General features: G+C 71.8%; 25 protein-coding genes and 1 pseudogene. 13 read left to right on the top strand and 13 right to left on the bottom strand.

The genetic code is table 11. The features are described 5' to 3' along the window. Positions 1–251 precede the first annotated feature (251 nt). Positions 252–2,006, top strand: coding sequence for an acetyl/propionyl/methylcrotonyl-CoA carboxylase subunit alpha (locus tag ACIA8F_RS03645; RefSeq protein WP_399376498.1), 1,755 nt, complete (start codon positions 252–254; stop codon positions 2,004–2,006). Between the two features lie 172 nt (positions 2,007–2,178). Here ACIA8F_RS03645 and ACIA8F_RS03640 read toward each other — a convergent pair whose 3' ends face one another. Both ACIA8F_RS03640 and ACIA8F_RS03635 read right to left on the bottom strand, forming a co-directional pair. Next, entirely contained in the window at positions 2,179–3,126 is a 948-nt protein-coding gene (locus ACIA8F_RS03640; protein ID WP_399376497.1) for a DeoR/GlpR family DNA-binding transcription regulator, read from the bottom strand. 175 nt (positions 3,127–3,301) lie between these two features. After that, positions 3,302–4,741 (bottom strand): NAD(P)H-quinone dehydrogenase, encoded by a 1,440-nt coding sequence (locus ACIA8F_RS03635; protein WP_399376496.1) that lies wholly within the window; start codon positions 4,739–4,741, stop codon positions 3,302–3,304. 198 nt (positions 4,742–4,939) lie between these two features. Between ACIA8F_RS03635 and ACIA8F_RS03630 the strand changes: the two genes are divergently transcribed. The 3 genes from ACIA8F_RS03630 to ACIA8F_RS03620 all read left to right on the top strand — a co-directional run bounded on the left by ACIA8F_RS03630 (position 4,940) and on the right by ACIA8F_RS03620 (position 8,047). Then, positions 4,940–5,377 (top strand): gamma-glutamylcyclotransferase, encoded by a 438-nt coding sequence (locus tag ACIA8F_RS03630; RefSeq protein WP_112449900.1) that lies wholly within the window; start codon positions 4,940–4,942, stop codon positions 5,375–5,377. 126 nt (positions 5,378–5,503) lie between these two features. Further along, a complete protein-coding gene (locus ACIA8F_RS03625) occupies positions 5,504–6,310 on the top strand; it encodes a purine-nucleoside phosphorylase (RefSeq protein ID WP_399376494.1) in 807 nt (268 codons plus the stop codon). 87 nt (positions 6,311–6,397) lie between these two features. Further along, positions 6,398–8,047: a phospho-sugar mutase gene (locus ACIA8F_RS03620; protein ID WP_399376493.1), complete on the top strand. Its 1,650-nt coding sequence runs from the start codon at positions 6,398–6,400 to the stop codon at positions 8,045–8,047. Between the two features lie 66 nt (positions 8,048–8,113). Here the strand turns inward: ACIA8F_RS03620 and ACIA8F_RS03615 are convergent, their stop codons facing one another. The 3 genes from ACIA8F_RS03615 to afsQ1 are packed head-to-tail and all read right to left on the bottom strand — an operon-like array spanning position 8,114 to position 10,909. Next, a complete protein-coding gene (locus ACIA8F_RS03615; protein ID WP_399376492.1) occupies positions 8,114–8,767 on the bottom strand; it encodes a hypothetical protein in 654 nt (217 codons plus the stop codon). Further along, positions 8,748–10,334 carry an ATP-binding protein gene (locus ACIA8F_RS03610; protein WP_399376638.1) on the bottom strand — a complete coding sequence of 529 codons (1,587 nt, stop codon included), beginning with the start codon at positions 10,332–10,334 and terminating at the stop codon, positions 8,748–8,750. Before ACIA8F_RS03610 ends, ACIA8F_RS03615 begins: the two co-directional genes overlap by 20 nt. Beyond that, positions 10,232–10,909: a two-component system response regulator AfsQ1 gene (gene afsQ1, locus ACIA8F_RS03605; RefSeq protein ID WP_250746240.1), complete on the bottom strand. Its 678-nt coding sequence runs from the start codon at positions 10,907–10,909 to the stop codon at positions 10,232–10,234. Before afsQ1 ends, ACIA8F_RS03610 begins: the two co-directional genes overlap by 103 nt. A 176-nt stretch (positions 10,910–11,085) precedes the next feature. Here afsQ1 and ACIA8F_RS03600 point away from each other — a divergent pair, with 176 nt between their 5' ends. Continuing rightward, positions 11,086–11,805, top strand: coding sequence for a SigE family RNA polymerase sigma factor (locus ACIA8F_RS03600; RefSeq protein WP_399376490.1), 720 nt, complete (start codon positions 11,086–11,088; stop codon positions 11,803–11,805). 286 nt (positions 11,806–12,091) lie between these two features. Here the strand turns inward: ACIA8F_RS03600 and ACIA8F_RS03595 are convergent, their stop codons facing one another. After that, positions 12,092–12,706 (bottom strand): uridine kinase, encoded by a 615-nt coding sequence (locus ACIA8F_RS03595; RefSeq protein ID WP_399376489.1) that lies wholly within the window; start codon positions 12,704–12,706, stop codon positions 12,092–12,094. A gap of 74 nt (positions 12,707–12,780) precedes the next feature. Continuing rightward, positions 12,781–13,982 (bottom strand): annotated as a pseudogene (locus tag ACIA8F_RS03590) (RNA-guided endonuclease InsQ/TnpB family protein). Between the two features lie 162 nt (positions 13,983–14,144). On the opposite strand from ACIA8F_RS03590, the gene ACIA8F_RS03585 reads away from it, so the two are divergent. Beyond that, positions 14,145–14,501: a hypothetical protein gene (locus tag ACIA8F_RS03585; protein WP_399376488.1), complete on the top strand. Its 357-nt coding sequence runs from the start codon at positions 14,145–14,147 to the stop codon at positions 14,499–14,501. Between the two features lie 71 nt (positions 14,502–14,572). Here ACIA8F_RS03585 and ACIA8F_RS03580 read toward each other — a convergent pair whose 3' ends face one another. Genes ACIA8F_RS03580 through deoC form a run of 3 tightly spaced genes read right to left on the bottom strand, consistent with a single transcriptional unit; the run spans position 14,573 to position 17,872 of the window. Next, positions 14,573–15,475 (bottom strand): aldehyde dehydrogenase family protein, encoded by a 903-nt coding sequence (locus tag ACIA8F_RS03580; protein WP_399376487.1) that lies wholly within the window; start codon positions 15,473–15,475, stop codon positions 14,573–14,575. Next, positions 15,468–16,904: an aldehyde dehydrogenase family protein gene (locus tag ACIA8F_RS03575; RefSeq protein ID WP_399376486.1), complete on the bottom strand. Its 1,437-nt coding sequence runs from the start codon at positions 16,902–16,904 to the stop codon at positions 15,468–15,470. The genes ACIA8F_RS03580 and ACIA8F_RS03575 overlap by 8 nt, the downstream gene beginning before the upstream one ends. A 5-nt stretch (positions 16,905–16,909) precedes the next feature. Further along, positions 16,910–17,872, bottom strand: a complete 963-nt coding sequence (deoC, locus tag ACIA8F_RS03570; protein WP_250746380.1) for a deoxyribose-phosphate aldolase — start codon at positions 17,870–17,872, stop codon at positions 16,910–16,912. Between the two features lie 297 nt (positions 17,873–18,169). Here deoC and ACIA8F_RS03565 point away from each other — a divergent pair, with 297 nt between their 5' ends. The 6 genes from ACIA8F_RS03565 (at position 18,170) to ACIA8F_RS03540 (ending at position 22,387) form a co-directional block, all read left to right on the top strand. Further along, a complete protein-coding gene (locus ACIA8F_RS03565; RefSeq protein ID WP_399376485.1) occupies positions 18,170–19,141 on the top strand; it encodes a hypothetical protein in 972 nt (323 codons plus the stop codon). Positions 19,142–19,404: 263 nt separating this feature from the next. Further along, positions 19,405–20,139, top strand: a complete 735-nt coding sequence (locus ACIA8F_RS03560) for a hypothetical protein (RefSeq protein ID WP_399376484.1) — start codon at positions 19,405–19,407, stop codon at positions 20,137–20,139. A gap of 86 nt (positions 20,140–20,225) precedes the next feature. After that, positions 20,226–20,861 carry a class F sortase gene (locus tag ACIA8F_RS03555; RefSeq protein ID WP_399376482.1) on the top strand — a complete coding sequence of 212 codons (636 nt, stop codon included), beginning with the start codon at positions 20,226–20,228 and terminating at the stop codon, positions 20,859–20,861. Between the two features lie 25 nt (positions 20,862–20,886). Next, positions 20,887–21,504 carry a PH domain-containing protein gene (locus ACIA8F_RS03550; protein ID WP_399376481.1) on the top strand — a complete coding sequence of 206 codons (618 nt, stop codon included), beginning with the start codon at positions 20,887–20,889 and terminating at the stop codon, positions 21,502–21,504. 74 nt (positions 21,505–21,578) lie between these two features. Continuing rightward, entirely contained in the window at positions 21,579–22,124 is a 546-nt protein-coding gene (locus tag ACIA8F_RS03545; RefSeq protein WP_399376480.1) for a VanZ family protein, read from the top strand. Between the two features lie 50 nt (positions 22,125–22,174). Continuing rightward, the gene (locus tag ACIA8F_RS03540) at positions 22,175–22,387 is read left to right on the top strand and encodes a PspC domain-containing protein (protein WP_250746180.1); all 213 of its coding nucleotides are present in this window, start codon (positions 22,175–22,177) and stop codon (positions 22,385–22,387) included. Between the two features lie 17 nt (positions 22,388–22,404). Here the strand turns inward: ACIA8F_RS03540 and ACIA8F_RS03535 are convergent, their stop codons facing one another. The 3 genes from ACIA8F_RS03535 to ACIA8F_RS03525 form a co-directional block, all read right to left on the bottom strand. After that, a complete protein-coding gene (locus ACIA8F_RS03535; RefSeq protein ID WP_399376479.1) occupies positions 22,405–23,214 on the bottom strand; it encodes a sensor domain-containing protein in 810 nt (269 codons plus the stop codon). 176 nt (positions 23,215–23,390) lie between these two features. Further along, a complete protein-coding gene (locus tag ACIA8F_RS03530) occupies positions 23,391–23,663 on the bottom strand; it encodes a hypothetical protein (protein ID WP_399376478.1) in 273 nt (90 codons plus the stop codon). A gap of 139 nt (positions 23,664–23,802) precedes the next feature. Then, complete coding sequence (locus ACIA8F_RS03525) at positions 23,803–24,951, bottom strand: adenosine deaminase (protein WP_399376477.1); 1,149 nt, start codon at positions 24,949–24,951, stop codon at positions 23,803–23,805. 114 nt (positions 24,952–25,065) lie between these two features. Between ACIA8F_RS03525 and ACIA8F_RS03520 the strand changes: the two genes are divergently transcribed. Beyond that, complete coding sequence (locus ACIA8F_RS03520) at positions 25,066–25,785, top strand: alpha/beta hydrolase (RefSeq protein WP_399376476.1); 720 nt, start codon at positions 25,066–25,068, stop codon at positions 25,783–25,785. Positions 25,786–26,058: the final 273 nt, after the last annotated feature.

Genomic DNA, 26,058 nt, shown 5'->3' with positions numbered 1-26,058 from the left:
GGTGCATGGGCCGTTCGTAGGGATTCGACAAAGAATCACCCCGGCCCGCTGACCCGGCGGACAGAGACCCCGGACACACGACAGGGTTACTGTGCAGTCGGGGATCCCCCTGACATGGGGCGCCACAAGGGTTTCATCGACTCGAGATCGACTCGGATCACAGTCCGTGTGGGCAAGGTCACCACCGGGGAAGGGTCGAAAGGCCGTGTGGGCTGTCCCTAAACTCAGCTTGTTTCAAGGAGGGAGCCATCGTGCGCAAGGTGCTCATCGCCAACCGTGGCGAAATCGCAGTCCGCGTTGCTCGGGCCTGCCGGGATGCCGGGATCGCGAGCGTAGCCGTCTACGCCGACCCGGACCGGGACGCTCTGCACGTCCGCGCGGCCGACGAAGCGTTCGCGTTGGGCGGTGACACCCCGGCCGCGAGCTACTTGGACATCTCCAAGATCCTGCAGGCCGCAGCCGACTCCGGTGCGGACGCCATCCATCCCGGATACGGCTTCCTTTCCGAGAACGCCGAATTCGCGCAGGCCGTCATCGACGCGGGCCTGATCTGGATCGGCCCGCCGCCGCAGGCCATCCGCGACCTCGGCGACAAGGTCGCCGCCCGTCACATCGCGCTGCGTGCCGGCGCTCCGCTGGTCGCCGGCACGCCGGACCCGGTCTCCGGCTCGGACGAGGTCGTCGACTTCGCCAAGGAGCACGGCCTGCCCATCGCGATCAAGGCCGCCTTCGGCGGCGGCGGTCGCGGTCTGAAGGTCGCCCGCAACATCGAGGAGATCCCGGAGCTCTACGACTCCGCCGTGCGCGAGGCCGTCGCCGCCTTCGGCCGCGGCGAGTGCTTCGTCGAGCAGTACCTCGACAAGCCGCGGCACGTGGAGACCCAGTGCCTGGCCGACTCCCACGGCAACGTGGTCGTCGTCTCCACCCGCGACTGCTCGCTGCAGCGCCGCCACCAGAAGCTGGTGGAGGAGGCCCCGGCGCCGTTCCTGACCGAGGCCCAGAACGCCGAGCTGTACGCGGCGTCGAAGGCGATCCTGAAGGAGGCCGGCTACGTCGGTGCCGGCACGGTCGAGTTCCTGGTCTCCGCCGACGGCCTGATCTCCTTCCTGGAGGTCAACACCCGCCTGCAGGTCGAGCACCCGGTCACCGAAGAGGTCACCGGCCTCGACCTGGTCCGCGAGATGTTCCGCATCGCGGACGGCGAGGAGCTCGGCTACGGGGACCCGGTCCTGCGTGGCCACTCCTTCGAGTTCCGCATCAACGGCGAGGACCCGGGCCGCGGCTTCCTGCCGGCCCCCGGCACCGTCACCAGGTTCGCCCCGCCGACCGGCCCGGGCGTCCGCCTGGACGCGGGCGTCGAGTCCGGCTCGGTCATCGGCCCGGCGTGGGACTCCCTGCTCGCCAAGCTCATCGTCACGGGTGCCACGCGCGAGCAGGCCCTGCAGCGGGCGGCGCGCGCGCTGGCCGAGTTCGAGGTGGAGGGCATGGCCACGGCCATCCCGTTCCACCGCGCGGTCGTCGTCGACCCCGCCTTCACGGCCGACCCGTTCACGATCCACACCCGCTGGATCGAGACCGAGTTCGTCAACGAGATCCCGGCGTTCGTGGTTCCCGCCGCGGAGGACTCCGAGGACGAGCCGGGCCGCGAGACCGTGGTCGTCGAGGTCGGCGGCAAGCGCCTGGAGGTCTCCCTCCCGTCCTCGCTGGGCATGACCCTGGCCCGTACCGCGGCCGCGGGCGGCGCGAAGCCCAAGCGCCGCGCGGCCAAGAAGTCCGGCCCGGCCGCCTCCGGCGACACCCTGGCCTCGCCCATGCAGGGCACGATCGTGAAGGTCGCGGTCGAGGAGGGCCAGCAGGTCAACGAGGGCGACCTGATCGTCGTCCTCGAGGCCATGAAGATGGAACAGCCCCTGAACGCCCACCGCTCGGGCACCGTCGTCGGCCTCGCGGCCGAGGTCGGCGCCTCCCTCACCTCGGGCGCGGTGATCTGCGAGATCAAGGACTGACGCACTCCGACCGGGGTTCCGGGGCTCACGCCCCGGGCCCCGCTCCTCAATCGCCGGCGGGGCTGGACGCATCCAGCCCCGCCGGCGTTTGAGGCGGTCTTTCCAGCCCCCGGCGCTTGAGGAGCAGGGGGGTCCGGGGACTGGTGGTCCCCGGCAACGGTGCCGTGCCCTGCTACCGGCGCCGCATGTCCGCGACCCGCGCCCGCTCCGCCTGCTGCTCGTGCAACGGCGGGGCCGCGCTGCGCAGCTGGGCCGTCGGGCCGCCCCGGCGCTGGACCGGGAGCGGCGACTCCCGGCGCGGGCGGCGGCCGGCCATCGGCTCCCCGCCGCCGGAGGCACTGGCTCCGGCCACGGTGATCTGCACGCCCTGGTCCGCCAGCGCCTGCAGTTCCGTACCGGCCCGGTCGTCGTGCGCGGGCGGCTCGTCCGTCACCAGACGGGTGATCACATCGGTGGGCACGGTCTGGAACATGGTGTCCGTCCCGAGCTTCGTGTGGTCGGCCAGGACCACCACCTCCGCCGCGGCCTGCACCAGCGCCCGGTCCACGCTCGCGGAGAGCATGTTGGAGGTGGACAGCCCGCGTTCGGCGGTGAGGCCGCTGCCGGACAGGAAGGCCCGCGAGACCCGCAGCCCCTGGAGGGACTGCTCGGCACCGCTGCCGACCAGCGCGTAGTTGGACCCGCGCAGGGTTCCGCCGGTCATCACCACTTCCACGCGGTTCGCGTGGGCCAGCGCCTGTGCGACGAGCAGCGAGTTGGTGACGACCGTGAGTCCGGGCACCCGGGCGAGCCGGCGGGCCAGCTCCTGGGTGGTGGTGCCGGCGCCGACGACCACGGCCTCGCCTTCTTCGACGAGTCCGGCCGCGACATCGGCGATGGCGGTCTTCTCCGCCGTCGCGAGATGGGACTTTTGCGGAAAGCCGGATTCACGCGTGAAACCGCCCGGCAGTACCGCACCGCCGTGCCGGCGGTCGAGGAGTCCTTCTGCCTCCAGTGCCCGCACGTCCCGCCGTACGGTCACTTCGGAGGTCTGGACGACGCGGGCGAGCTCCCGGAGCGATACCGCTCCGTTGGCCCGCACCATTTCGAGGATCAATTGGCGACGTTCTGCAGCGAACACGAAACTGACAGTAACCCCAACGACCATCTGCTTTCAGCTCTTTGCGCCGGAATTCCGAAGTTGTCCATACCGTAGGGCAACTAGTGGTATACGCGGTCGGCCCGCCGCGCACCTGCTCCGCGGCGGGCCGGCCACCCACTCCAAAGCCCTTGCGCACAAGGGCCGTTATCGGTATTTACACCTCGCCCGAGGCCTTGCGCGTGTGCAGCTGGCGGGCGACCTCGGCGATCGAACCGGACAACGAGGGGTACACGGTGAACGCGTTTGCGATCTGCTCGACCGTCAAGTTGTTGTCCACGGCGATCGAGATGGGGTGGATGAGCTCGCTCGCGCGCGGGGAGACGACCACGCCGCCCACCACGATGCCGGTGCCCGGGCGGCAGAACAGCTTCACGAAGCCGTCCCGGATGCCCTGCATCTTGGCGCGCGGGTTGCGCAGCAGCGGGAGTTTCACGCAGCGGGCGTCGATCTTGCCGGAGTCCACGTCGGCCTGGGTGTAGCCGACGGTGGCGATCTCGGGGTCGGTGAAGACGTTGGAGGAGACCGTCTTCAGGTTCAGCGGGGCCACCGCGTCGCCGAGGAAGTGGTACATCGCGATGCGCCCCTGCATGGCGGCCACCGAGGCGAGGGCGAAGATCCCGGTCACGTCGCCGGCCGCGTACACGCCGGGCGAGGAGGTGCGCGAGACCTTGTCGGTCCAGATGTGACCGGACTCCTTGAGCTTGACCCCGGACTCCTCCAGGTTCATGTTGCTCGTGTTCGGGATCGCGCCGACCGCCATCAGGCAGTGCGTGCCGCTGATGACCCGGCCGTCGGAGAGGGTGACCTCGACCCGGTCGCCGACCCGCTTGGCCGACTCGGCGCGGGAGCGGCCGATGACGTTCATGCCGCGGCGCCGGAAGACGTCCTCCAGTACGGCGGCGGCGTCCGGGTCCTCGCCGGGCAGGACGCGGTCGCGGGAGGACACGAGGGTCACCCGGGAGCCGAGGGCCTGGTAGGCGCCGGCGAACTCGGCGCCGGTCACGCCGGAGCCGACCACGATGAGCTCCTCGGGGAGCTCTTCGAGGTCGTAGACCTGGGTCCAGTTCAGGATCCGCTCGCCGTCGGGCATCGCGTCGGGGATCTCGCGGGGGTGGCCGCCGGTCGCGATGAGCACGGCATCGGCGGTGAGGATCGTCTCGGAGCCGTCGGCCGCCGTGACGATGACGTCCCGCGTGCCGTCGATGCCCTGCGGGCCGCCGAGCTTGGCGCGGCCCCGTACGACGCGGGCACCGGCCCGGGTGACGGAGGCGGTGATGTCGTGCGACTGGGCGAGCGCCAGGCGCTTGACGCGCCGGTTCACCTTGCCGAGGTCCACGCCGACGACGCGCGCGGCCTGTTCGATGTGCGGGGTGTCGTCCGCGACGACGATCCCGAGCTCCTCGTACGACGAGTCGAAGGTCGTCATGACCTCTGCGGTCGCGATGAGAGTCTTGGAGGGCACGCAGTCGGTGAGCACCGACGCGCCGCCCAGACCGTCGCAGTCCACGACGGTCACCTCCGCGCCGAGCTGGGCCCCCACGAGGGCCGCCTCATACCCGCCGGGTCCGCCGCCGATGATCACGATCCGGGTCACGAAAACTCCGCCTCACGTCTACCCGGCCGGCTGCCGCCCCGGCCGGGGCTTCCGGGGGGTCTCCCCGGGGGATGCATTCCGTACGTCATTGTCCCGCACGCATCAAGGTGCTTCACGCCCGGTCCCACCATCCGGGACGCGGGGCCCTTGCGCGGCCGGGAGCGCTGCCGGGGCCGCCCCTCCCGTACCCTCGACCACATGTCGCTCTACGCCGCGTACGCCGGCAACCTCGACCCGCGGCTGATGACGCGCCGCGCTCCGCATTCGCCGCTGCGCGGCACGGGCTGGATCAACGACTGGCGGCTGACCTTCGGCGGCGAGCAGATGGGCTGGGAGGGCGCGCTGGCAACGATCGTCGAAGCTCCGCGCCACCAGGTCTTCGTCGCGCTGTACGACGTGGCCCCGCTCGACGAGGACTCCATGGACCGCTGGGAGGGCGTCGGGCTCGACATCTACCGCCGCATGCGGGTGCGCGTGCACACGCTGGACGGCGAGGAAGCGGCCTGGGTGTACGTGCTCAACGGCTACGAGGGCGGCCTGCCCTCCGCCCGCTACCTGGGCGAACTCGCCGACGCGGCCGAATCCGCGGGTGCCCCGCACGACTACGTGATGGAACTGCGCAAGCGCCCCTGCTGAGCCGGGGCCGCCGGATCCCCCGTACGCCCGCCCGGGACAATTGGTCGGAAACGACAAAGCAACGATCCGAATACCGTGAGCGGCGCCATCTACGCGCGTAGGCGAAGAGCGGCTACGCTCTTCTGCGTGAACGCATCTGTTACCGACCCCTTCGCCGCCGCCGACGCCGCCGCCGCCCGCCTGCGCGAGCTGACCGGCGCCGAGACCCACGACGTCGCCCTCGTGATGGGCTCCGGCTGGGCCCCCGCCGCGGAGGCTCTCGGCGCACCCGAGGCCGAGTTCCCGGTCACCGAGCTGCCCGGCTTCCCGCCCCCCGCCGTCGAGGGCCACGGCGGCAAGATCCGCTCGTACAAGATCGGCGACAAGCGCGCGCTGCTCTTCCTCGGCCGGACCCACTACTACGAGGGCCGCGGCGTCGCCGCCGTCGCCCACGGCGTGCGCACGGCCGTCGCCGCCGGCTGCAAGACCATCGTCCTGACCAACGGCTGCGGCGGCCTGCGCGAGGGCATGAAGCCCGGCCAGCCGGTCCTGATCAGCGACCACCTCAACCTGACGGCCACCTCGCCGATCGTCGGCGCGAACTTCGTGGACCTGACCGACCTGTACTCGCCGCGCCTGCGCGCGATGTGCAAGGAGATCGACGAGACCCTCGAAGAGGGCGTCTACGTGCAGTTCCCCGGCCCGCACTACGAGACCCCGGCCGAGATCAACATGATCCGCGTCATGGGCGCCGACCTGGTCGGCATGTCCACCGTGCTGGAGGCCATCGCAGCCCGCGAGGCCGGCGCCGAGGTGCTCGGGATCTCGCTGGTCACCAACCTGGCGGCCGGCCTCTCCGGCGAGCCGCTGAACCACGAAGAGGTGCTCCAGGCCGGCCGCGACTCGGCCGCGCGCATGGGCACGCTGCTGACCCAGGTCCTCGCCCGGATCTGAACGACGCACCGGGCGACCGGGCAACGGGGACGCCCGCAGGACCGGACGACCGACGGTACGAACGGTACGAGAGGTAAGGCGGAAGTAGTGCAGGACGATCTGATCGCGCGGGCCCGGGCCTGGCTGGCCGAGGACCCGGACCCGGAGACGGCCGGGGAGCTCGCGAAGCTCATCGAAGCCGGGGACACGGCCGAGCTCGCGGACCGCTTCTCCGGCATGCTGCAGTTCGGCACCGCCGGACTCCGCGGCGAGCTGGGCGCGGGCCCGATGCGGATGAACCGCAACGTGGTGATCCGCGCCGCGGCGGGCCTCGCCGCCTACCTCAAGGCCCGGGGCCACGCCGGCGGCCTGGTCGTCGTCGGCTACGACGCGCGCTACAAGTCGGCCGACTTCGCCCGCGACACCGCCGCCGTGATGACCGGCGCCGGACTGCGCGCCGCCGTCCTGCCCCGCCCGCTGCCGACGCCCGTCCTCGCGTACGCCATAAGGCACCTGGGCGCCGTCGCGGGCGTCGAGGTGACCGCGAGCCACAACCCGCCCCGGGACAACGGCTACAAGGTCTACCTCGGCGACGGTTCGCAGATCGTCTCCCCGGCCGATGCGGAGATCGCCGCGCAGATCGACGCGATCGCCGCGCTGGCCGACGTACCGCGGGCCGAGGACGGCTGGCAGGACCTCGGCGACGAGGTCCTGGAGGCCTACCTGGCGCGCACGGACGCCGTCCTGACTCCCGGTTCCCCCCGGAGCGTGCGGACCGTCTACACCGCCATGCACGGCGTCGGCAAGGACGTCGTCCTGGCCGCCTTCGCCCGCGCCGGCTTCCCCGCCCCGGTCCTGGTGGCCGAGCAGGCGGAGCCGGACCCGGCCTTCCCGACGGTGGCCTTCCCCAACCCGGAGGAGCCGGGCGCGATGGACCTGTCCTTCGCGACGGCCGCCCGGGCGAATCCCGACATCATCATCGCGAACGACCCGGACGCCGACCGCTGCGCGGTGGCCGTCCCGGACGAGGCCTCGGCCGCCGGCTGGCGGATGCTGCGCGGCGACGAGGTCGGCGCGCTGCTCGCCGCCCACCTTGTGCACAAGGGGGCGCGGGGCGTCTTCGCCGAGTCCATCGTCTCCTCCTCCCTCCTCGGGCGGATCGCGGAGGCCGCGGGCGTCGGCTACGAGGAGACCCTGACGGGCTTCAAGTGGATCTCCCGCGTCGAGGGCCTGCGCTACGGGTACGAGGAGGCGCTCGGCTACTGCGTGGACCCCGAGGGCGTCCGCGACAAGGACGGCGTCACGGCCGCCCTGCTCGTCGCCGAGCTGGCCTCCGAGCTCAAGGAGCAGGGCCGGACCCTGACCGACCTGCTCGACGACCTGGCCATGGAGCACGGTCTGCACGCCACCGACCAGCTGTCGGTCCGGGTGGAGGACCTGTCGGTCATCGCCTCGGCGATGGCGGCGCTGCGCGCGGAGCCCCCGGCCTCGCTGGCGGGCCTGCGGGTCACCTCGGCGGAGGACCTCAACCGGGGCACCGCGACCCTGCCGCCCACGGACGGGCTGCGCTACTACCTGGAGGGCGACTACAAGGCCCGGGTGATCGTCCGCCCGTCCGGCACGGAGCCCAAGCTGAAGTGCTACCTGGAGGTCGTGGTCCCGGTGGCGGAAGCCTCGGACCTGCTCCCGGCCCGCGCCCGCGGCCAGGAAGTCCTCGACGCGATCAAGAAGGACCTGGCGGCCGCGGCCGGCATCTGATCCTTCGCGCGCCAGGCATGCGACGGCCCCCCGAGCCCAGGCTCGGGGGGCCGTCCGCGCAGGGCGTCAGGAAGCCGACGGACTCGGCGCCGGGCTCGCCGTCGGCCGGACCACGTCGCCCAGGGTCGCGACCGACTCCGGACGGGAGCGGACGGCGTCCGTGCACTCCCAGGCCCGCGGCGGATCCGCGTCGGGACCGCCGAGCACCACCGGGCCCGCCCCCGCCGACACCGCGTCGCTCTCCGCGAGCGTGCACACCAGCTGCGACAGGGCCACCGGAGGCAGGTCCTCGGGCTTGCGGCTCAGCCGTACCGTGCCGGCCGGATCCCCCGGCCGGGGCGCCGAAGCCGTCAGCGTGGCCGGGACCTCCGACGTGAAGCCGGCCTCCCGCTCCTCCTCCGACGGCTCGCGCTGGAGCGCCTCCAGCAGGGCCTGGGTCACGGACACCGCCGCGTCCCGCGCGGGCTGCTTCTCCGGCACCGGCACCATCTTCTGGACGCCCACCAGCTGCGCCCCGCAGACCAGTTCCACCGTGGCCCGGATGCCGTGCACCCCGCCCGTTCCGGCGGCCGTGCCGGTCGGGGTCTTGCACGAGACCCGCGAGGGGGCCGCGCCCACGTCCACCGGCACGGTGGTCGCCCGGATCCCGCAGCCCGCCAGGAGGCCCAGGGACACCAGGCCCAGGGCCGCGGCGGCCGTTCTACGCCTCGTCGTCGTCACCGGCGATCACCTTCCCCACGTCCACCGGCAGCCGCAGCGTGAACAGCGCGCCGCCCTCCGCCCCGTTCTCCGCGGTGATGTCGCCGCCGTGGATGTGCGCGTTCTCCATCGCGATGGACAGGCCCAGCCCGCTGCCGTCGGACTTCGGCCGCGAAGCGCTCGCCTTGTAGAACCGGTCGAAGACGTGCGGCAGTACGGCCTCGGGGATGCCCGGCCCGTTGTCCCGTACGGCGATGACCAGCCAGTCCCCCTCCACCCGGATGGATACCCGGACCGGCGATCCGCCGTGCTTGAGGGCGTTGCCGATCAGGTTGGCCAGGATCACGTCGAGCCGGCGCGGGTCGAGCCGCGCCACGATCCCGCGCTCCGCGTCGAGTTCGACCGCGTCCAGCCACGCCCGCGTGTCGATGCACGCCGTCACCTGGTCGGCGACGTCCACGTCGTCCAGCACCAGCCGCGCCGTTCCCGCGTCGAAGCGGGTGACCTCCATGAGGTTCTCCACGAGGTCGTTCAGCCGCCTGGTCTCGCTCACGACCAGGCCCACCGCCGGTGCGATCATCGGGTCCAGGAACTCGACCTCGTCCTCCAGCACCTCGGCGACCGCCGTCAACGCCGTGAGCGGCGTGCGCAGTTCGTGGGACATGTCCGCGACGAACCGCCGGCTGGACTCCTCCCGCGCGCTCATGTCGGCGACCTTCTTCTCCAGCGCCTCCGCCGTCTTGTTGAAGGTGTGCGCCAGGTCGGCGAGTTCGTCCGTCCCCGACACCTCCAGCCGGTGGTCCAGCTCCCCTTCGCCGAGCCGCCGCGCCGCGTCGCCGAGCCGCTGCACGGGCCGCAGCACCGTACGGGCCGCGGCCTGCGCGAGCAGCGCCGAGCCGAGCAGCGCGAGCCCGGTGGCGATGGTCAGCGACCAGGCCAGGGCGTTGAGGTCGTCGCGCTCCTGGGCGAGGGACTTGTACATGTAGCCGGTCGGGCCGCCGCCCACGATCCGGGTGCCGCCGACCAGGTAGGGGTTCCCGTCCGGCTTCGTCCGCTGCCAGTACACGTGGTACGCGGCGTCGTCGGCCGAGGTGGTCTTCTGCCGGTCGTCCACGGCGTGCTGGAGCGACTTGGGTACGTCGTCCAGGGAGAAGGCGTCGGGACCGGCCGAACCGGACACCTTGCGGCCGCCCTTCTCGTCCACCAGCAGCACGCTGTAGCCGGGGCTGCTGCCCGCCATCATCTCGGCGGTGTGCTGCAGCTCCTCCTGCGTCGGGTCGGCGGGCAGTGCCGCGGCCCGGTTCTGCATCTCCTGCCGGAAGTCGCCGAGGGCGGCGTCCTGGGTCCGGGTCAGGACGGCCTCGCGATTGAGCCAGTACGCGATCCCGGAGGCGGACACGGCGGCCGTCAGCGCGACCAGTGCGAACACGACGAGGAGCCGCAGCCGCAGGCTGGTCCAGCGCCGGCCCGCGAACAGGGCTCTGATCACTGCGGGGAGTCCAGTCGGTAGCCGACGCCCCGCACGGTACGGATCAGGGTGGGCGAGGAGGGCACTTCCTCGACCTTGGCGCGCAGCCGCTGTACGCAGGCGTCGACGAGGCGCGAGTCGCCGAGGTAGTCGTGCTCCCACACCAGGCGCAGCAGCTGCTGGCGGGAGAGCGCCTGGCCGGGCCGGCGGCTGAGCTCCAGGAGCAGCCGCAGCTCGGTCGGGGTGAGCTGGAGGTCCTCGCCGTTCTTGGTCACCGTCATGGCGTTGCGGTCGATGACCAGCGAGCCGAAGACGGCGGAATCGGTGGCCTCGCGTTCACCGCGGCGCAGCACGGCCCGGATGCGGGCGTCGAGCACCCGCCCCTGGACGGGCTTGACGACGTAGTCGTCGGCTCCCGACTCCAGGCCGACGACCACGTCGATGTCGTCGTTGCGCGCGGTGAGCAGGATGATCGGCAGCTGGTCGGTGCGCCGGACGCGCCGGCACACCTCGAAGCCGTCGATGCCGGGCAGCATGACGTCGAGCACGATCAGATCGGGCCGCTGCTCGCGCAGCAGTTTGAGGCCGTCCTCGCCCGTCGCCGCGGTGGCCACACGGTGGCCCTGGCGAGTCAGGGAGAGTTCGAGGGCCGTGCGGATGGCGTCGTCGTCCTCGATGAGCAACAGGAAAGGCACGGGCTCATTCTGTCCCATCGCCCCTCGGGACTTCGACCGCCCTGCGCCTTCAATCCGAACACGACTCCCCCGGGTCCCTGTGACAGGCCTGTGACAGTCGGCGGACACCCCGGTTATCTCGGGCGGGCAGTCTTCTTGGCAACGGACCAGACAGACTCCACGACGGGGGGCGCGAGATGAACACGCTGCACAGCATCAACACCAGCGCGGTTGTCACGCGGCTGCACGATGTGAACCGCCGCACGGCAATCCGTACGGCGACGGCCCCTTCCCGGCGGCCGGCGCACGTGGTGGCCATCGACGCGAAGACCTACGAGCGCCCCTCCGTCCCCGCCCAGCGCACGCCGGGCTCCGCGGACGTCCCGGACTCCTCCAACGAGGCCGAGTTCACGGCGTACGTCCAGGAGCGGCGGGCCGCCCTCTACGCGACGGCCTTCCACCTGACCGGTGACCGCTACGAGGCCGAGGACCTGCTGCAGACCGCGCTGTTCTCCACGTACCGCGCCTGGGACCGCATCAGCGACAAGGCCGCCGTCGGCGGGTACCTGCGCCGCACGATGACGAACCTGCACATCAGCGCCTGGCGCCGGCGCAAGCTCAACGAGTACCCGACCGAAGAACTGCCGGAGACGGCCTCGGACACGGACGCCATGGGCGGTACGGAGCTGCGCGCCGTGCTGTGGCAGGCGCTCACCCGCATCCCGGAGCCGCAGCGCACGATGCTGGTGCTCCGCTACTACGAGGGCCGCACGGACCCGGAGATCGCCGAGATCCTCGGCATCAGCGTCGGCACGGTGAAGTCGAGCATCTGGCGCTCCCTGCGCCGCATGCGCGAGGACGAGGCCCTGAGCTTCGGCCGCGACGAGGCGGAGTCCTTCGAGGACCTGGTCGCGTAAGGCGGCCTCCACCAGACCAAAGGGCCAGGGGGCCCGTCCTGCGGGGGTGGGACGGGGGCCACGGGGGCAAAGGGCGGGACCGAACGGACGGGGGTCCGTACGGTCCCGCCCTTTGGCGTGGGGCCGCATCAGCCACATCCAGCCTCGCCGGCGTTTGAGGCGCGGGCTCTGGGGCGGAGCCCCGGGGAACGGTGGAAGGGCGGGTAGGGGACGAGCCCCGCAGGGCCCGCCCGGCTCCGGCTCCGGCTCCGGCTCCGGCTCCGGCTCCGGCTCCGGCAGGCGACGGCTACACGGACACCGGAGCCCGGTGCCGCCCGGCCGCGGCGGCGGCAAGCCGCCCGAGCGCCTCGTCACGAGCGCACGCGTGAGCGCCCAGCGCGGTGTGCCGCGCCACGATCCCCCGCTCGGCCCGCATCAGCCGCCACCCCCGCCGCAAGAGCATCGGCACGGACTTGCGCCCCTCGCGCAGATCACGGGCGAGGCGCCGCCGGAAGGTGGTGCTGGGCCGCCCGCGCAGACAGATCGCGTCCGCCAGCAGCCCCAGCTCCTGGCACCGCATGACGACGTCCGCCGCGAAGATCCCCTCGGCGATGAACAGCGGGGTGCGCCCGATGTCCAGCGACTCCGTACCGGTCCGCGAGGAGGTCGCGATGTCGTAGACGGGGACTTCGGTCCGCCCGGCCGCGCACAGCGCGGCGATCGCGGCCACGGCCGCTTCCGCGTCCCAGGACAGCGGGGAGTCCCAGTCGATGTCGGCGCTGCCCTCGACGCACGGGAGGGTCGGGTCGTCGCCGTCCTTGTAGAAGTCGTCGAGGCGCAGGACGGGCAGCCCGGAACGGGCCGCCAGCGAGGACTTGCCGGAGCCCGAGGGCCCGGTCAGCAGGACGACACGCGTAGGCAAAGGAGAGGAACAGCTCACGGAACAACAGTTTGACTCCTCCCCCTCCCAAAGACAAAAGGCGGGGGATTCCCGGCTCACGCAGCCTGGCGGCCCGGCGGGCCGGCAGGTCTTCCACGATCAGCGCCGGCCGGGTCGAGACCTGCCCGGACGAGCATCACATGTGCGGAGTTCTTGTCTCGGGGAGAGACGGCTCCACACCCGGTGCACGTGTACGTGCGTTCCGACAGCGGCAGTGCGTGCTTGGCTCTCGCTCCGCACCGTCCGCAGTCCATGGTGGTGTGCGACGGGTGCACCAGGTAGAGGAGGCGCTGGTGCTTGCGCGCCATGTTGATCAGCTCGTGCTTGGTGGCGGAGATCGCCGCGTCGGCTGCTTTCCGCGCCATGGTGGATTTGGCGAGGAACTTGGGCCTGAAATCCTCCACGGCGAGAGCGTCGTGGTCGCGGACCACGGCCTTGGCCCACTTGCGGGCGGTGTCCTGGCGTTGCCGGGCTACCTTCTTGTGGAGTTTCGCGGTCAGCTTCTTCGCCGCACGGTAGCCCCTCGACCCGGTTGTCCCTTCGCCGGTTTCCGGCGGGCCATCATCCGCTGATAGCGGGCGAGCCCGGCGGCGGCTTTCTTGCCATGCCCGGCGTGGGAGAGGTCGTGGGCGTCGCTGGTGGTGGTCGCAGTCTCCTTCACGCCCCAATCGATCCCGATCACCGCCCCCGTCGCGGGCAGCGGGTGAGCTACGGCCGGGACGACGAACGAGGCGTACCAGTGCCCAAGACCATCGCGGAAGACACGCACCGACGACGGGTCCGCCGGGAGATCACGGGACCACACCACGGTCAGTGTGATGCCGCCGGCGAGATGGAGCCGGCCGTCCCTGATGCGGAACCCGCGGCGGGTGTAGTTGAGGGTCGGGTCGGCCGCATGCTTCTTCTTGTACGTGGGCATCCCGGCCCGCTGCCGCATCGGCAAGCCGGCCTTGATATCCCTCAGGGCTTTGGCCCGGGACTTCCCGAAATCGCGTATCAGTTGCTGCTGCGGAACACTGCTGCCGATACTCAACCAGGTGTTGTGGCTGCGTACCTCGGTCAGCATCCTGTCCAGCCGGGCGGGGCCGCATTTCTCGCCCTCGACGTGGCCCTTCTTCGACCGGGCCGTGCATTCGTTCCAAACCCATCTGCACCGCGCCCACTCACCCGACAGCTTGGCGAGGGCGGTCGACGACACGCGGAGCCGGAAGGTGAACCGGGCGTACCCGAGCTCCTCGGCTTCGGTCGTTGTCGTCATGCCTGGAAAGTAACGTCATGGTGCGTCGCCTTCCTGCGATGCCCCGGGGATAACCTCGAACGGGTGATGGCACCCAGGTCCGGATACCGGTGAACCATCCCGTCTCGCTACGCTGCGTGCGCGCACGACCACTTACCCACACGAGCCCACAGGCGGGAACCCATGGCACGTCACGCAGCCCCCAAAGTCCCCCACCCCAAGGCGCTGCGCAGCGCGGGCCTGAGCCTCTCGATGGCCGGTGCGGCCCTCGCGATGGCCGCCGGCGGCGCCCAGGCGGGCGAGCTCGATGTTCCGGCGGCCCTCGCGGGGGTCTCCAACCCGATCTCGAACCTCAAGGTGAACCCCCTGGCCCACACCGGCGTGGATCCCCTCGACAACGGCGTCGCCACCCAGGTCGCGGATTTCCCCTCCGTCGGCACCGGCATGGTGACGGGCATCCTGACCCAGGGGCCGTCGGTCGGTGAGCTGCCCACCGCCGCGGCATCGTCCCTGCTGGGCCCCCTGGCGGGCGGCAAGTAGCTCCCGTAGGGCATGAAGAGGCCCCGGCGGCGCGGGGGACGCTGCCGGGGCCCGTCTTCGGGGGTGGGCCTCTAGTAGGAGGACCCGCCCGCGCCCAGCGACCCGGTCGGGTGCCAGACGGTCTTGGTCTCCAGGAACGCCGTCATGCGCGTCGTGCCCGGGTCCGCGCTCCAGTCGTCCACAGGCTGTGGACGCAGGACGCGCTTGAGGTTGTCCGCGGCCGCGATCTCCAGCTCCTTGGCCAGCGCCTCGTCGGCGCCCGCCAGGTCGATCGCGTTGACGTCCTGGTGGGACGCCAGGTGCGGGCCCATCTCGGCCGCCTTGCCGGACAGGATGTTGACCACGCCGCCGGGGAGGTCGGAGGTGGCCAGCACCTCGCCGAGGGAGAGCGCGGGCAGCGGGGCCTTCTCCGAGGCGATCACGACGGCGGTGTTGCCCGTGGCGATCACCGGGGCGATCACGGAGACCAGTCCGAGGAAGGACGAGTCCTGCGGGGCGACGACCGTGACCACACCGGTCGGCTCGGGGGTGGAGAGGTTGAAGTACGGGCCCGCGACCGGGTTGGCCCCGCCCACGATCTGGCCGATCTTGTCGGTCCAGCCCGCGTACCAGACCCAGCGGTCGATCGCCGCGTCGACGACGGCCGCGGCCTTCGTCTTGGACAGGCCCTCGGCCTCGCCGACCTCGCGGACGAACTGCTCGCGGCGGCCCTCCAGCATCTCGGCGACGCGGTAGAGGATCTGGCCGCGGTTGTACGCGGTGGCGCCCGACCAGCCGCCGAAGGCCTTGCGGGCGGCGACGACCGCGTCACGGGCGTCCTTGCGGGAGGACAGCGGGGCGTTGGCCAGCCACTTGCCCTTCGAGTCAGTCACCTCGTACACCCGGCCGCTCTCGGAGCGGGGGAACTTGCCCCCGACGTACAGCTTGTAGGTCTTGAAGACGCTCAGACGCGCCTGCGTCGACGACTCAGACATCGAGGTACCCCTCCAGGCCGTGGCGGCCGCCTTCGCGCCCGAAGCCCGACTCCTTGTAGCCGCCGAACGGCGAGGTCGGGTCGAACTTGTTGAACGTGTTGGCCCACACGACACCCGCGCGGAGCTTGTTGGCGACCGCGAGGATGCGGCTGCCCTTCTCCGTCCAGATGCCGGCGGACAGGCCGTACTGGCTGTTGTTGGCCTTGGCGACGGCCTCGTCGGGCGTACGGAAGGTCAGCACGGACAGCACCGGGCCGAAGATCTCGTCGCGGGCGACGGTGTGCGACTGGGAGACGTTCGTGAAGAGCGTCGGGGCGAACCAGTAGCCGGCGTTCGGCAGTTCGCACGGCGCCGACCAGCGCTCGGCGCCCTCGGCCTCGCCGGTGTCCGCGAGGGCGGTGATCCGGGCGAGCTGCTCGGCGGAGTTGATCGCGCCGATGTCGGTGTTCTTGTCGAGCGGGTCGCCCAGGCGCAGCGTGGTCAGCCGGCGCTTGAGCGAGTCGATCAGCTCGTCGTGGATCGACTCCTGGACCAGGAGGCGCGAGCCCGCGCAGCAGACCTGGCCCTGGTTGAAGAAGATGCCGCTGACGATGCCCTCGACGGCCTGGTCGATGGGTGCGTCGTCGAAGACGATGTTGGCGCCCTTGCCGCCCAGCTCCAGGGTGACCTTCTTGGAGGTGCCGGCGACCTGGCGCGCGATGGCCTTGCCGACGGCGGTGGAGCCGGTGAAGGCGACCTTGTTCACGTCGGGGTGCTCGACGAGGGCCGCGCCCGCGTCCCCGTACCCGGTGAGGATGTTGACGACGCCCTTGGGCAGGCCCGCCTGGCGGCAGATGTCCGCGAAGAAGAGCGCCGAGAGCGGGGTCGTCTGGGCCGGCTTGAGCACGACCGTGTTGCCGGTGGCGAGCGCCGGGGCGATCTTCCACGCGAGCATCATCAGCGGGAAGTTCCACGGGATGACCTGGCCGGCCACGCCGAGCGGGCGCGGGTTGGCGCCGTAGCCCGCGTGGTCGAGCTTGTCGGCCCAGCCCGCGTAGTAGAAGAAGTGCGCGGCGACGAGCGGGAGGTCCGCGTCGCGGGTCTCCCGGATCGGCTTGCCGTTGTCGAGGGTCTCCAGGACGGCCAGCTCGCGGCTGCGCTCCTGGATGATCCGGGCGATGCGGAAGAGGTACTTGGCGCGCTCGGAGCCGGGCAGCGCGGACCACTTCTCGAAGGCCTTGCGGGCGGCCTTCACTGCGCGGTCCACATCGGCGGCGCCGGCCTGCGCGATCTCCGCGAGGACCTCTTCGGAGGCCGGGGAGACGGTCTTGAAGACCTTGCCGTCCGCCGCGTCGGTGAACTCGCCGTCGATGAACAGCCCGTAGGAGGGCGCGATGTCGACGACGGAGCGGGACTCGGGGGCGGGTGCGTACTGGAATGCGGAAGCCATGGTGATCAGTCCACCGTCACGTAGTCGGGACCGGAGTACCGGCCGGTGCTCAGCTTCTGGCGCTGCATCAACAGGTCGTTGAGCAGGCTGGAGGCTCCGAAACGGAACCAGTGGTTGGACAGCCAGTCCTCGCCCACGGTCTCGTTGACCAGGACCAGGAACTTGATCGCGTCCTTGGTGGTCCGGATGCCGCCGGCCGGCTTCACGCCGATCTGGATTCCAGTCTGCGCCTTGAAGTCGCGGACGGCTTCGAGCATGAGGAGCGTGTTCGCGGGCGTCGCGTTGACCCCGACCTTGCCGGTGGACGTCTTGATGAAGTCGGCCCCGGCCATCATGCCGATCCAGGAGGCGCGGCGGATGTTGTCGTACGTGGACAGCTCGCCGGTCTCGAAGATCACCTTGAGCCGGGCCGCGCTGCCGTCGGGGCGGACGCAGGCTTCCTTGACGGAGCGGATCAGCTCGTAGGTGTCGAGGTAGCGGCCGGCGAGGAAGGCGCCACGGTCGATGACCATGTCGATCTCGTCGGCGCCGGCGGCCACGGCGTCGGCCGTGTCGGCGAGCTTGACGGGCAGGGCCGCGCGGCCGGCCGGGAAGGCGGTGGCGACGGAGGCGACCTTGACGTCGGCGCCGTTCAGGGCGGCCTTGGCGGTGGCCACCATGTCGGGGTACACGCAGACGGCGGCCGTCATGGGCGTGGTGCGGTCGGTCGGATCGGGGTTGGCTGCCTTGGCGGAGAGCGCCCGGACCTTGCCCGGGGTATCCGCGCCTTCCAGCGTCGTCAGGTCGATCATCGAGATGGCGAGGTCGATGGCGTACGCCTTGGCCGTCGTCTTGATCGAGCGGGTGCCGAGGGAGGCCGCGCGGGCCTCCAGGCCGACAGCGTCGACGCCGGGCAGCCCGTGCAGGAAGCGGCGCAGCGCACTGTCGGACGTCGTCACGTCAGCGAATGCGGTGAGGGTGGTGGGCATGGTCACCACATGAGCATATCTACGCGCGTAGCGGCCTGTCACCCCCCTCTGCCGATTCGAGGGCATCAGCGACGGAATCGACACGTCCGTTCCGACACGCGTTCGGCCGTTACGTGCCCATTACGGGAGGCGGATCCTCCGACCGCACAAGATCCATAGATTCGTCATCAGCAGCCCGCCACTCCTGACCCGGCCGAAAAGACCGAACAGACCCGACGCGGCATGCGGCTCTCCTCCACCGTCCGTCCCTTTTCGCGCCGCTCGCGCGCCCGCGCCGACCGCGCTCCAGGAGTCGTTATGCGTACATCCGTGCCCCTCGTCCTGCGTACCTCGACCGTCACCGCCGCCCTCGCGGGCTCGATGCTCATACCGGCCGCCGCCGGCGCCGCCTTCGCCGCGCCGGTCACCGCCGCCCCGCAGGCAGCCGCGGCAGCGGCCCCGGCCGCCGCCACTGCCTCCGACAACAGCCGCTACGAGGGCAAGGCCGTGTACATCGGCGAGGGCCTGGTCGCGGTGCTGCGCAACGAGGTGGAGGGGCCCGAGGCCTGGATCCGCAGCGTCGGGACCGGCTGGAAGCCCGGCGACAACTACATGTTCCGGGTCGTGACGATGCTCGACCGGAGCGGCCCCGCGGACAAGGCCGAAGGCCTGTCGCTCGAACTGACCAAGGCCGCCAGTGCCCACCCCGTGCTCGTGGTCACCGCCAAGGACGGGAGCACCAAGTCCTACCCCCTGCCCGCCGGGCAGGCCAGCACGGACTGCCGGGTCGGGCCGGTCGGACAGCCGCTGGGCGCGGGCGAGCGGGCCGAGCTGTACCTCACCGAGAAGGGCCCGAGGGTCGTCCTCTTCCACTCCGGCGACGGGCGCGGCTGGACCACTCTGGACCGCACCACCCCCTCGCTGCCCGCCTCGGCGGGCATCATCGCCAGGATCCTGAACCCCAGCAGCGCCACGCCGGTCCTCGAATGGAAGACCCAGGGCGGTGGCACCCCGTTCGGCCGGGCCGCGTTCCCCGCGTTCCCCAAGGGGTGCAAGACCAGCTACGTGTTCACCAAGGCGGCGCCCACCACCCCGGCGAAGCCGCAGCCCAAGCCGCAGACGGTCGTCGTCCCGAAGGGGCCGGTCGCCGCGGGCACCGAACCGGGTACGGAGGCCGGCAGCGGCGCGCCCGCTCCGGTCGCAGTCGCCGGTGTCGGAGTGCTCTCCGCGGCCGCCCTGCTCGGTGCCGCCTTCGCGGTCCGTGCCCGCAGGGCCCGCTCCCGCGGCTGATCACCACCGCGGCGCGCGGACCCGCGCCCTGCGCCGCCCGTCCGGCGGGCCGCCTTCGTGGCGGCCCGCCGGAGGGCGTTCCCGCGCTGGTCACACAGGTGTTCGCTGTTACGCAGCCATGACAGGACGACCATGCTCCGGTCGCCCGTGATCCGTAGATTTCTCCTCAGCAGCCCCGCAGACCTGGCCGGCCGAAACCCCGGCAGCGACACCGCGGCATGCGGCTCTCCACCCGATCCCGGACAATGCTCGCAGGAGTCGTTATGCGTACCGCCCTCCGTACCTCGATCGTCACCGCCGCCCTCGCCGGAGCGCTCCTCGCGCCCGCCGCGACGGCCCTTGCCACGCCCGCCCGGGCCGCGGCCCCGGTGACGGCCGTGGCTGCCGCGGTATCGGCGGACCCCTCCGGCAACGACCGCTACGACGGCGAGATCGTCGACCTGGGCAAGGGCAGGATCGCGGTGCTGCGCAACAAGTCCGAGGGCCCCGAGGTCTGGATCCGCGCCGTCTCCCCCGACTGGAAGCCCGGCGACGGCTGGGCCGGCCGCGTCCTCGCCAAGCTCGACCTCACCCACCCCCTCGCCGTACTCGACGGGGTCCGGTACAGGCTCACCGACCACGGTGAGGGCTTCGACGTCCGCGTACTCGGCGAGGGTGCCTCGACCTTCCGGCAGATGCCCGAGGCCGAGCGGGCCGCCAAGCCGGCCGCCGGGCCCGCGGCGAAGTCCTCCGCCAAGCCGGCCGCCAGGCCCGCGGAGCAGGCTGCCGCGCAGCCCGCCGTCGTCGCCAGGCCGCAGACCGCCGTCGTTCCCCAGGGGCCCGTCGCCGCGGGCGCCGACCTCGACGCACCCGGCGCGGCCGCCGGGACCGCGCAGGCCGCTGCCACGGACACCGACGACACCATCACCGCGGCCGCCGGCGCCGGCCTCCTCGCGATCCTCGCGGGGCTCGGCACCACCTTCGCGGTCCGCGCCCGCAAGGCCCGCACCCACGGCTGAACCACCCTTCCCCGAACCACTCGTTCCCGCTTCCGGCGGGCCGCCCCGCGGTGGCCCGCCGCGGGCCGTTCCCCGGAGCCGACCCCATGGATCACCGCCCGTCCCGCCGGCGCACGCTGCTCGCCGCCGCCCTGCTCGGCCCGCTGGCGCTGGCCGCCCTGACCGGGTGCGGCGGCGCCGCACCGGCCGCCACTCCGCCGCCGCACGTCGCCGAGACCTCGGCCGCTCCCGCGCCCGCCCCGTCGGCCCCGGCCGCGCCCGCCGCCGCCCTGCCCGCCTCGGCGCCGGTCCGCGTACGGATCGCCTCGGCCGGGGTGGACGCCTCGCCGGTGCTGGAGCTCGGGCTGGCCTCCGACGGCTCCGTCCAGGTGCCCTCCGTGGCGGACGGGGACAAGATCGGCTGGTACACCAAGGGGGTCACCCCCGGTGAGACCGGCCCGGCGGTGCTGATCGGCCACTTCGACACCGCGCGCGGCCCGGCCGTCCTGCGCAACGTCTCGCGGGTCCACACCGGCGACGAGATCCGGGTGAGCAGGGCGGACGGCACCGAAGCGGTCTTCCGGGTGCGCGAGCTGGAGCAGGTGGACAAGAAGCACTTCCCCACCGCGAAGGTCTACGGGGACACCCCGCGCCCCGAGCTGCGCGTGATCACCTGCGGCGGTGACATCACCGACGGTCACCGTCCCGACAACATCATCCTGTACGCCGATCTCGTGGGGTGAGACGGCTTGAGGCACAATCGGCCGCATGAGCAGCGATCAGCCCACCGAAGAGCCGGCGTACGAAGACCGGGTCTACCGCTCCCCGATGGCCACCGTCACCGGGGTGGTGCTGCTCGCGCTACTCGCCTGGCTGTGCGGGGACTCCGTGGTGCGGGGTTCCGGGAACGTCCCGTGGATCGCCCTCGCCGTGGCGCTGTGCGTGGTCCCGGTCATCGTCGCGTTCACGGTCCGTCCGGCCGTGTTCGCGAGCGCCGACCGGCTGCGCGTGCGCAACCCCTTCCGGACCATCGAGCTCCCCTGGGGCGCCGTCGACACCGTCCGGGCCCGGTTCTCCGCCGAGGTGCTGGCCGGGGGGGCGACGTACCAGCTGTGGTCCATCCCGGTCTCCCTGCGGGAGCGCAAGAAGGCCAACCGGCGGCAGGCGGGCCGGCTCGGCATGAACAACGGCCAGGGCAGGACCCCGGACGAGGAGGTCCGCCGCGCGGCCGCCGACCAGACCGTGGACGAACTGCGCGAACTGCACGAGCGCGGCGCCTCGCGGGCCGGTGCCCAGGGCCCGGTGAAGGTCTCCTGGTCGTACGAGATCATCGCCCCCGCCGTGGTCGGCGCGCTGATCCTGATTGTGCTGCTCGCCACGGGCTGACCGGCGGTTTCCCCGGAACCGCCGGGGCCGGAACCCGCGTCTCCACTGGCGTGCACCGTCTCAAGGACAAGCGTGTGAAGGGCAGCGGCAGCGCCGCCGTACAGCTGTGGATCCGGCTTCTCGCCGGGGTCCTGCTGGGCGCCCACCTCCTCCTCGTCGGCTGGCTGATGCTGCGCCCGCTGGACGTGCCCTGGGCGGCGGCCGCCAATCTGAGCCCGCTCGAGGGGATCAGGGAGGACCTCTCCCACGGGCCTCTCGAGGCCGCCCGCCGGATCGGCGGCGGGTTGGCGATGCTGGCCCCGCTCGGGGTGCTGCTGCCGCTTCTCAGCGGCCGTGTGGAGCTGTCGCCGCTGGCGACCTGGTCCTCGCTGGCCCGGACGGCGGCCGCGGGCGCGCTGGTCGCGGTCGGCATCGAGATGCTCCAGACCGCGGTACCGGGGCAGGTGGTCGACGTGGATTCGGTGCTGCTGAGCACCCTCGGCGTGATGCTCGCGCACCTGGCCGTCGTCCCGGCCCTGAGGGCCCGGCTGAGGCGTTCTCAGGGCCCGACCCCGAGAATTACCAGGGTCGGGCTCGGCCCTTGGACCGACGTTCTGTCCTCTGTTCAGCGGGAGTATTGAGGCATCGCGGGAAAGCGTCCCGCGGACCGCACAACGACCGAGGAGAGACCATGAGCGCCCTTGCCCGCCCCCGTGACGGACGATGGATCGGCGGAGTCTGTGCCGGTCTGGCGCGCCGCTTCGGAATATCCGCGAACACCATGCGGATCATCTTCGTCGTCTCGTGCCTGCTGCCCGGCCCGCAGTTCCTGCTGTACCTGGCGCTGTGGGTGCTCCTGCCGAACGAGAAGTCGGGCACGGCTTCCGCCGCCACCGGCTGGTAAGCGGCCGGAGCGGGAATTCAGCGCGCGGCGCGGACCTTCTGGAGCTGCTTGTCCGCGACCTCGTGCGGAACCTGGGGGGTCTGGTGGCCGCCCGTGACGTTGAGTGCCATGAGGCGCATGACGGTGTCGCCCTGGCGTACGACGATGAGGTGGACCTGGGCGGTGACCCCCTCGGCGGCCGCGGTCGTGGTCCAGCTGACGCTCTCGTCGCCGCCCGTCCGGTAGTCGGCCGCCTTCACGTCGCGGTAGGTGCCGCTCTGCTTCTCGACGGTGGCGGTGAAGCCGCCCGCGCAGGCGGCCACGGCGTCCTTCAGCCGGGCGATCAGCGTCTTGGCGTCGGATTCGGCGTAGGAGCTGACCGAGGCGGAGACGGCCAGGCCCAGCTGCTTCTGCGAGCCGATGCCCCGGTTGACGGTCTCGCGCGCCGCCGGGTCGGGCTTGTCGCCCATGATGTCGGCGAGCGGCTGGCAGGCCTTGCGGTCCGCCTGCGGCTGGCCGTCGGGGGCGTTCGGGTTCTTGCCGTTCGCGGAGATCTGGTAGCCCGCCAGGTCGCCCTGCTGCAGGGCGGAGCGCTCCAGTCGGCTGGAGGCCCGGCCGGGGCCGGTCGTGCCGCCCGTGTCACCGGCTCCGCCGGTGCCCGCGGAGCCGGGGGAACCCGCCGGGCCGGACGCGCCGGCCGAGCCCGCCGTCGCGGGCTGCCCGGGTGCGCTCGCGGAGCCCTTCGGGTCCGGATCCTTGGCGGAGGCGGGGGTGTTCGTGCTGCCGCAGCCCACCATCGCGGACAGCAGGGCGGGGAGCAGCACGGCCGTGGCCGTTCGTGCCTTCATGCGCATGATCGAACCTCATACCCAGGGTTTTGGCGGGCAGTTGGCGGTGATCCTGGCACATGCCGCGACGCGGCACACACCTGCTCGAAGAGGCGTGCGCCGCGTGGGCATGCGTACGAATCACGTACGGGTCGCGTACGAGTCGCGTACGAATCCGGCAGGGGATCCGGAGTGGATCAGGCGCCGAGGTTGTTGGTCGGCAGGCCGCCGAGCAGGCCGGTGACCGTGCCGAGCGCGGCGGCCGGGTCGGACGCCTCGGGGGCCTGCTGGCCGTCTTCGGGGCTCACGTGCTGCTGGCTGGTCGCGCCCTGGACGGCGCCCGTGACGGTGCCCAGTGCGTCACCGAGACCGACGGCGGGGACGGCGGCCGAGGCGGTTCCGGCGGCGACGGCGGCGAAGGCGGCACCGAGAGCGGCAACACCGAGGGTCTTGGCAGCTGACTGCTTCATGAAGAATCGTCCTTGCGACGGGGAAATGAGCGGCTCCGCAAACTAGTCACTTCAAACCCCCTCCCGCAAACATCATTAAATACGAGAAAGCGCCCGGGAATTGCTCCTCCCGGGCGCTTTCAGTCCGTCATGCCATGGCCTAGGCCGAGACAGAACCGCTGGTGGAAGCGGTTTGACGGAACAGCCATTCCGACTTCAGCTCCGCATAACCGGGCTTGATCACGTCGTTGATCATCGCCAGTCGTTCATCGAAAGGAATGAACGCGGACTTCATCGCATTGACCGTGAACCACTGCATGTCGTCGAGCGAGTACCCGAAGGTGTCGACCAGGTGCTCGAACTCGCGGCTCATGCTGGTGCCGCTCATCAGCCGGTTGTCGGTATTGACGGTCAGCCTGAAGTGCAGTTTCCGCAGCAGGCCGATCGGGTGCTCGGCGTAGGAGACCGCCGCGCCCGTCTGCAGGTTCGACGTCGGGCACATCTCCAGCGGGATCCGCTTGTCCCGGACGTAGGAGGCCAGGCGGCCCAGCGTCACGGAACCGTCGGCGGCGACCTCGATGTCATCGATGATCTTCACGCCATGGCCGAGCCGGTCGGCGCCGCACCACTGCAGGGCCTGCCAGATCGACGGCAGGCCGAAGGCCTCGCCCGCGTGGATCGTGAAGTGGTTGTTCTCGCGCTTGAGGTACTCGAAGGCGTCGAGGTGGCGGGTGGGAGGGAACCCGGCCTCGGCGCCGGCGATGTCGAAGCCGACGACGCCGTTGTCGCGGTAGCGGTTCGCCAGTTCCGCGATCTCCAGCGCGCGGGCCGCGTGCCGCATCGCGGTCAGCAGCGCACCGACGCGGATCCGGTGGCCGTTGGCCTTCGCGCGGCGCTCGCCCTCGCGGAAGCCCTCGTTGACCGTCTCGACGACCTCTTCGAGGGTCAGGCCGGCTTCCAGGTGCTGCTCGGGCGCGTAGCGGATCTCCGCGTAGACGACGCCGTCCTCGGCGAGGTCCTCGGCGCACTCGGCGGCCACCCGGAAGAGGGCCGCCTTCGTCTGCATGACCGCGCAGGTGTGGGCGAACGTCTCCAGGTAACGCGGGAGGGAGCCGGAGTCGGCGGCTTCCCGGAACCAGATGCCGAGCTTGTCGGCGTCGCTCTCGGGAAGGTTCTCGTAGCCGACCTCGCGGGCCAGCTCGATGATGGTCCCGGGGCGCAGGCCACCGTCGAGGTGGTCGTGCAGGAGCACCTTCGGGGAGCGGCGGATCTGATCCGGGGTGGGCAGGTTGAGGGTCTCGCTCGTCATCTGGGCACTCTAGCTCCTACGCGCGTAGAGCGGTGAGGCGGTGGACGCTGCCGATATGTAACAGTGACCGCGCGGACGGGTGGCGTACACCTCCGCGTCTGAGACTGTTCCGTCATGGCACAGCATGCGCCCCCGGCGCGCGGGGCCCGCCTGGGGCGGGCGGCCGGCGCGACCGGCTCGGTCTCAACGGTCAGTGGTGTGGTGCTCCTTCTCCCCGGAGCGTCCAGATTGTCCCCCGGTCCGGTGCGTCCGCTGGCGCGGGCCCTGGCCCGCGCGGGTGCGGCGGACGGGCTGGTCACGCACCAGGTCATCCACGGCGCGGGGACCCGGGAAGGGGACGCCGAGTGGGCCGCGGACGAGGTGGTCCGGCTGTACGGGGACGTACCGGTGTGCCTGGCCGGCTACGACGCGGGCGGCCGGGCGGCGCTCGCCGCGGCGGGCCACGGGGCCGTCAACTCCGTTCTGGCGCTGGCCCCTTCGCTCCCCCGGCAGTCGGACACCGACTCCCCCGAACCGGTGAAGCAGCTCTCGGGCCGCCGGGTCCTGATCGTGCACGGCACCAACGACGCCCGCAGCGACCCGGAGTTGTCCTACCGGCTGGCCACCCGGGCGAAGAAGGCGAACCGCACGACCTGCCGCTTCGAGGTGCACTCCGACGGGCACGGACTGCGCGAGCACCAGAGCGAAGTCGTGGCGCTCTCCGTGGACTTCGTCCTGGGTTCCGTGTTCTCGGGGCCGTACTCGCGACCGGTCACCGACGCACTGGCGGCTCCCCCGCCGCTGGGCCTGCGGATGCCGCTGGCCTCCGGCTACGGACGGTCCCTGCGCGGCTGAGGGCGTCGGTGGTCGCGCGGGGCCGCACGCGCCGGCCGCGCCGTCCCCTCCCGGTCGGATGACACGGGCGGGCCCGGCGCGACCACCTTGAGGCACACGCCCGCGCGAGGGCGCGTTGCCAGGACGGCGAAGCGCGGACTCAGGATGCCCGCGCCCTCCCCCGAGAACGCCGTGGTACCACTGTGCCGGTTCGGCCTATCCTCACGAAGATCGGAGGGCATCGTCTTGATGCCTTGCGGGAACACGAGGGGTTTACACATCGGCACAGTCCGG

Source organism: Streptomyces sp. NPDC051563 (assembly GCF_044454225.1).
Lineage (GTDB): Bacteria > Actinomycetota > Actinomycetes > Streptomycetales > Streptomycetaceae > Streptomyces.
Note: the sequence above shows the minus strand (reverse complement) of the source record. Positions and strands in the feature narration are given on the sequence as shown.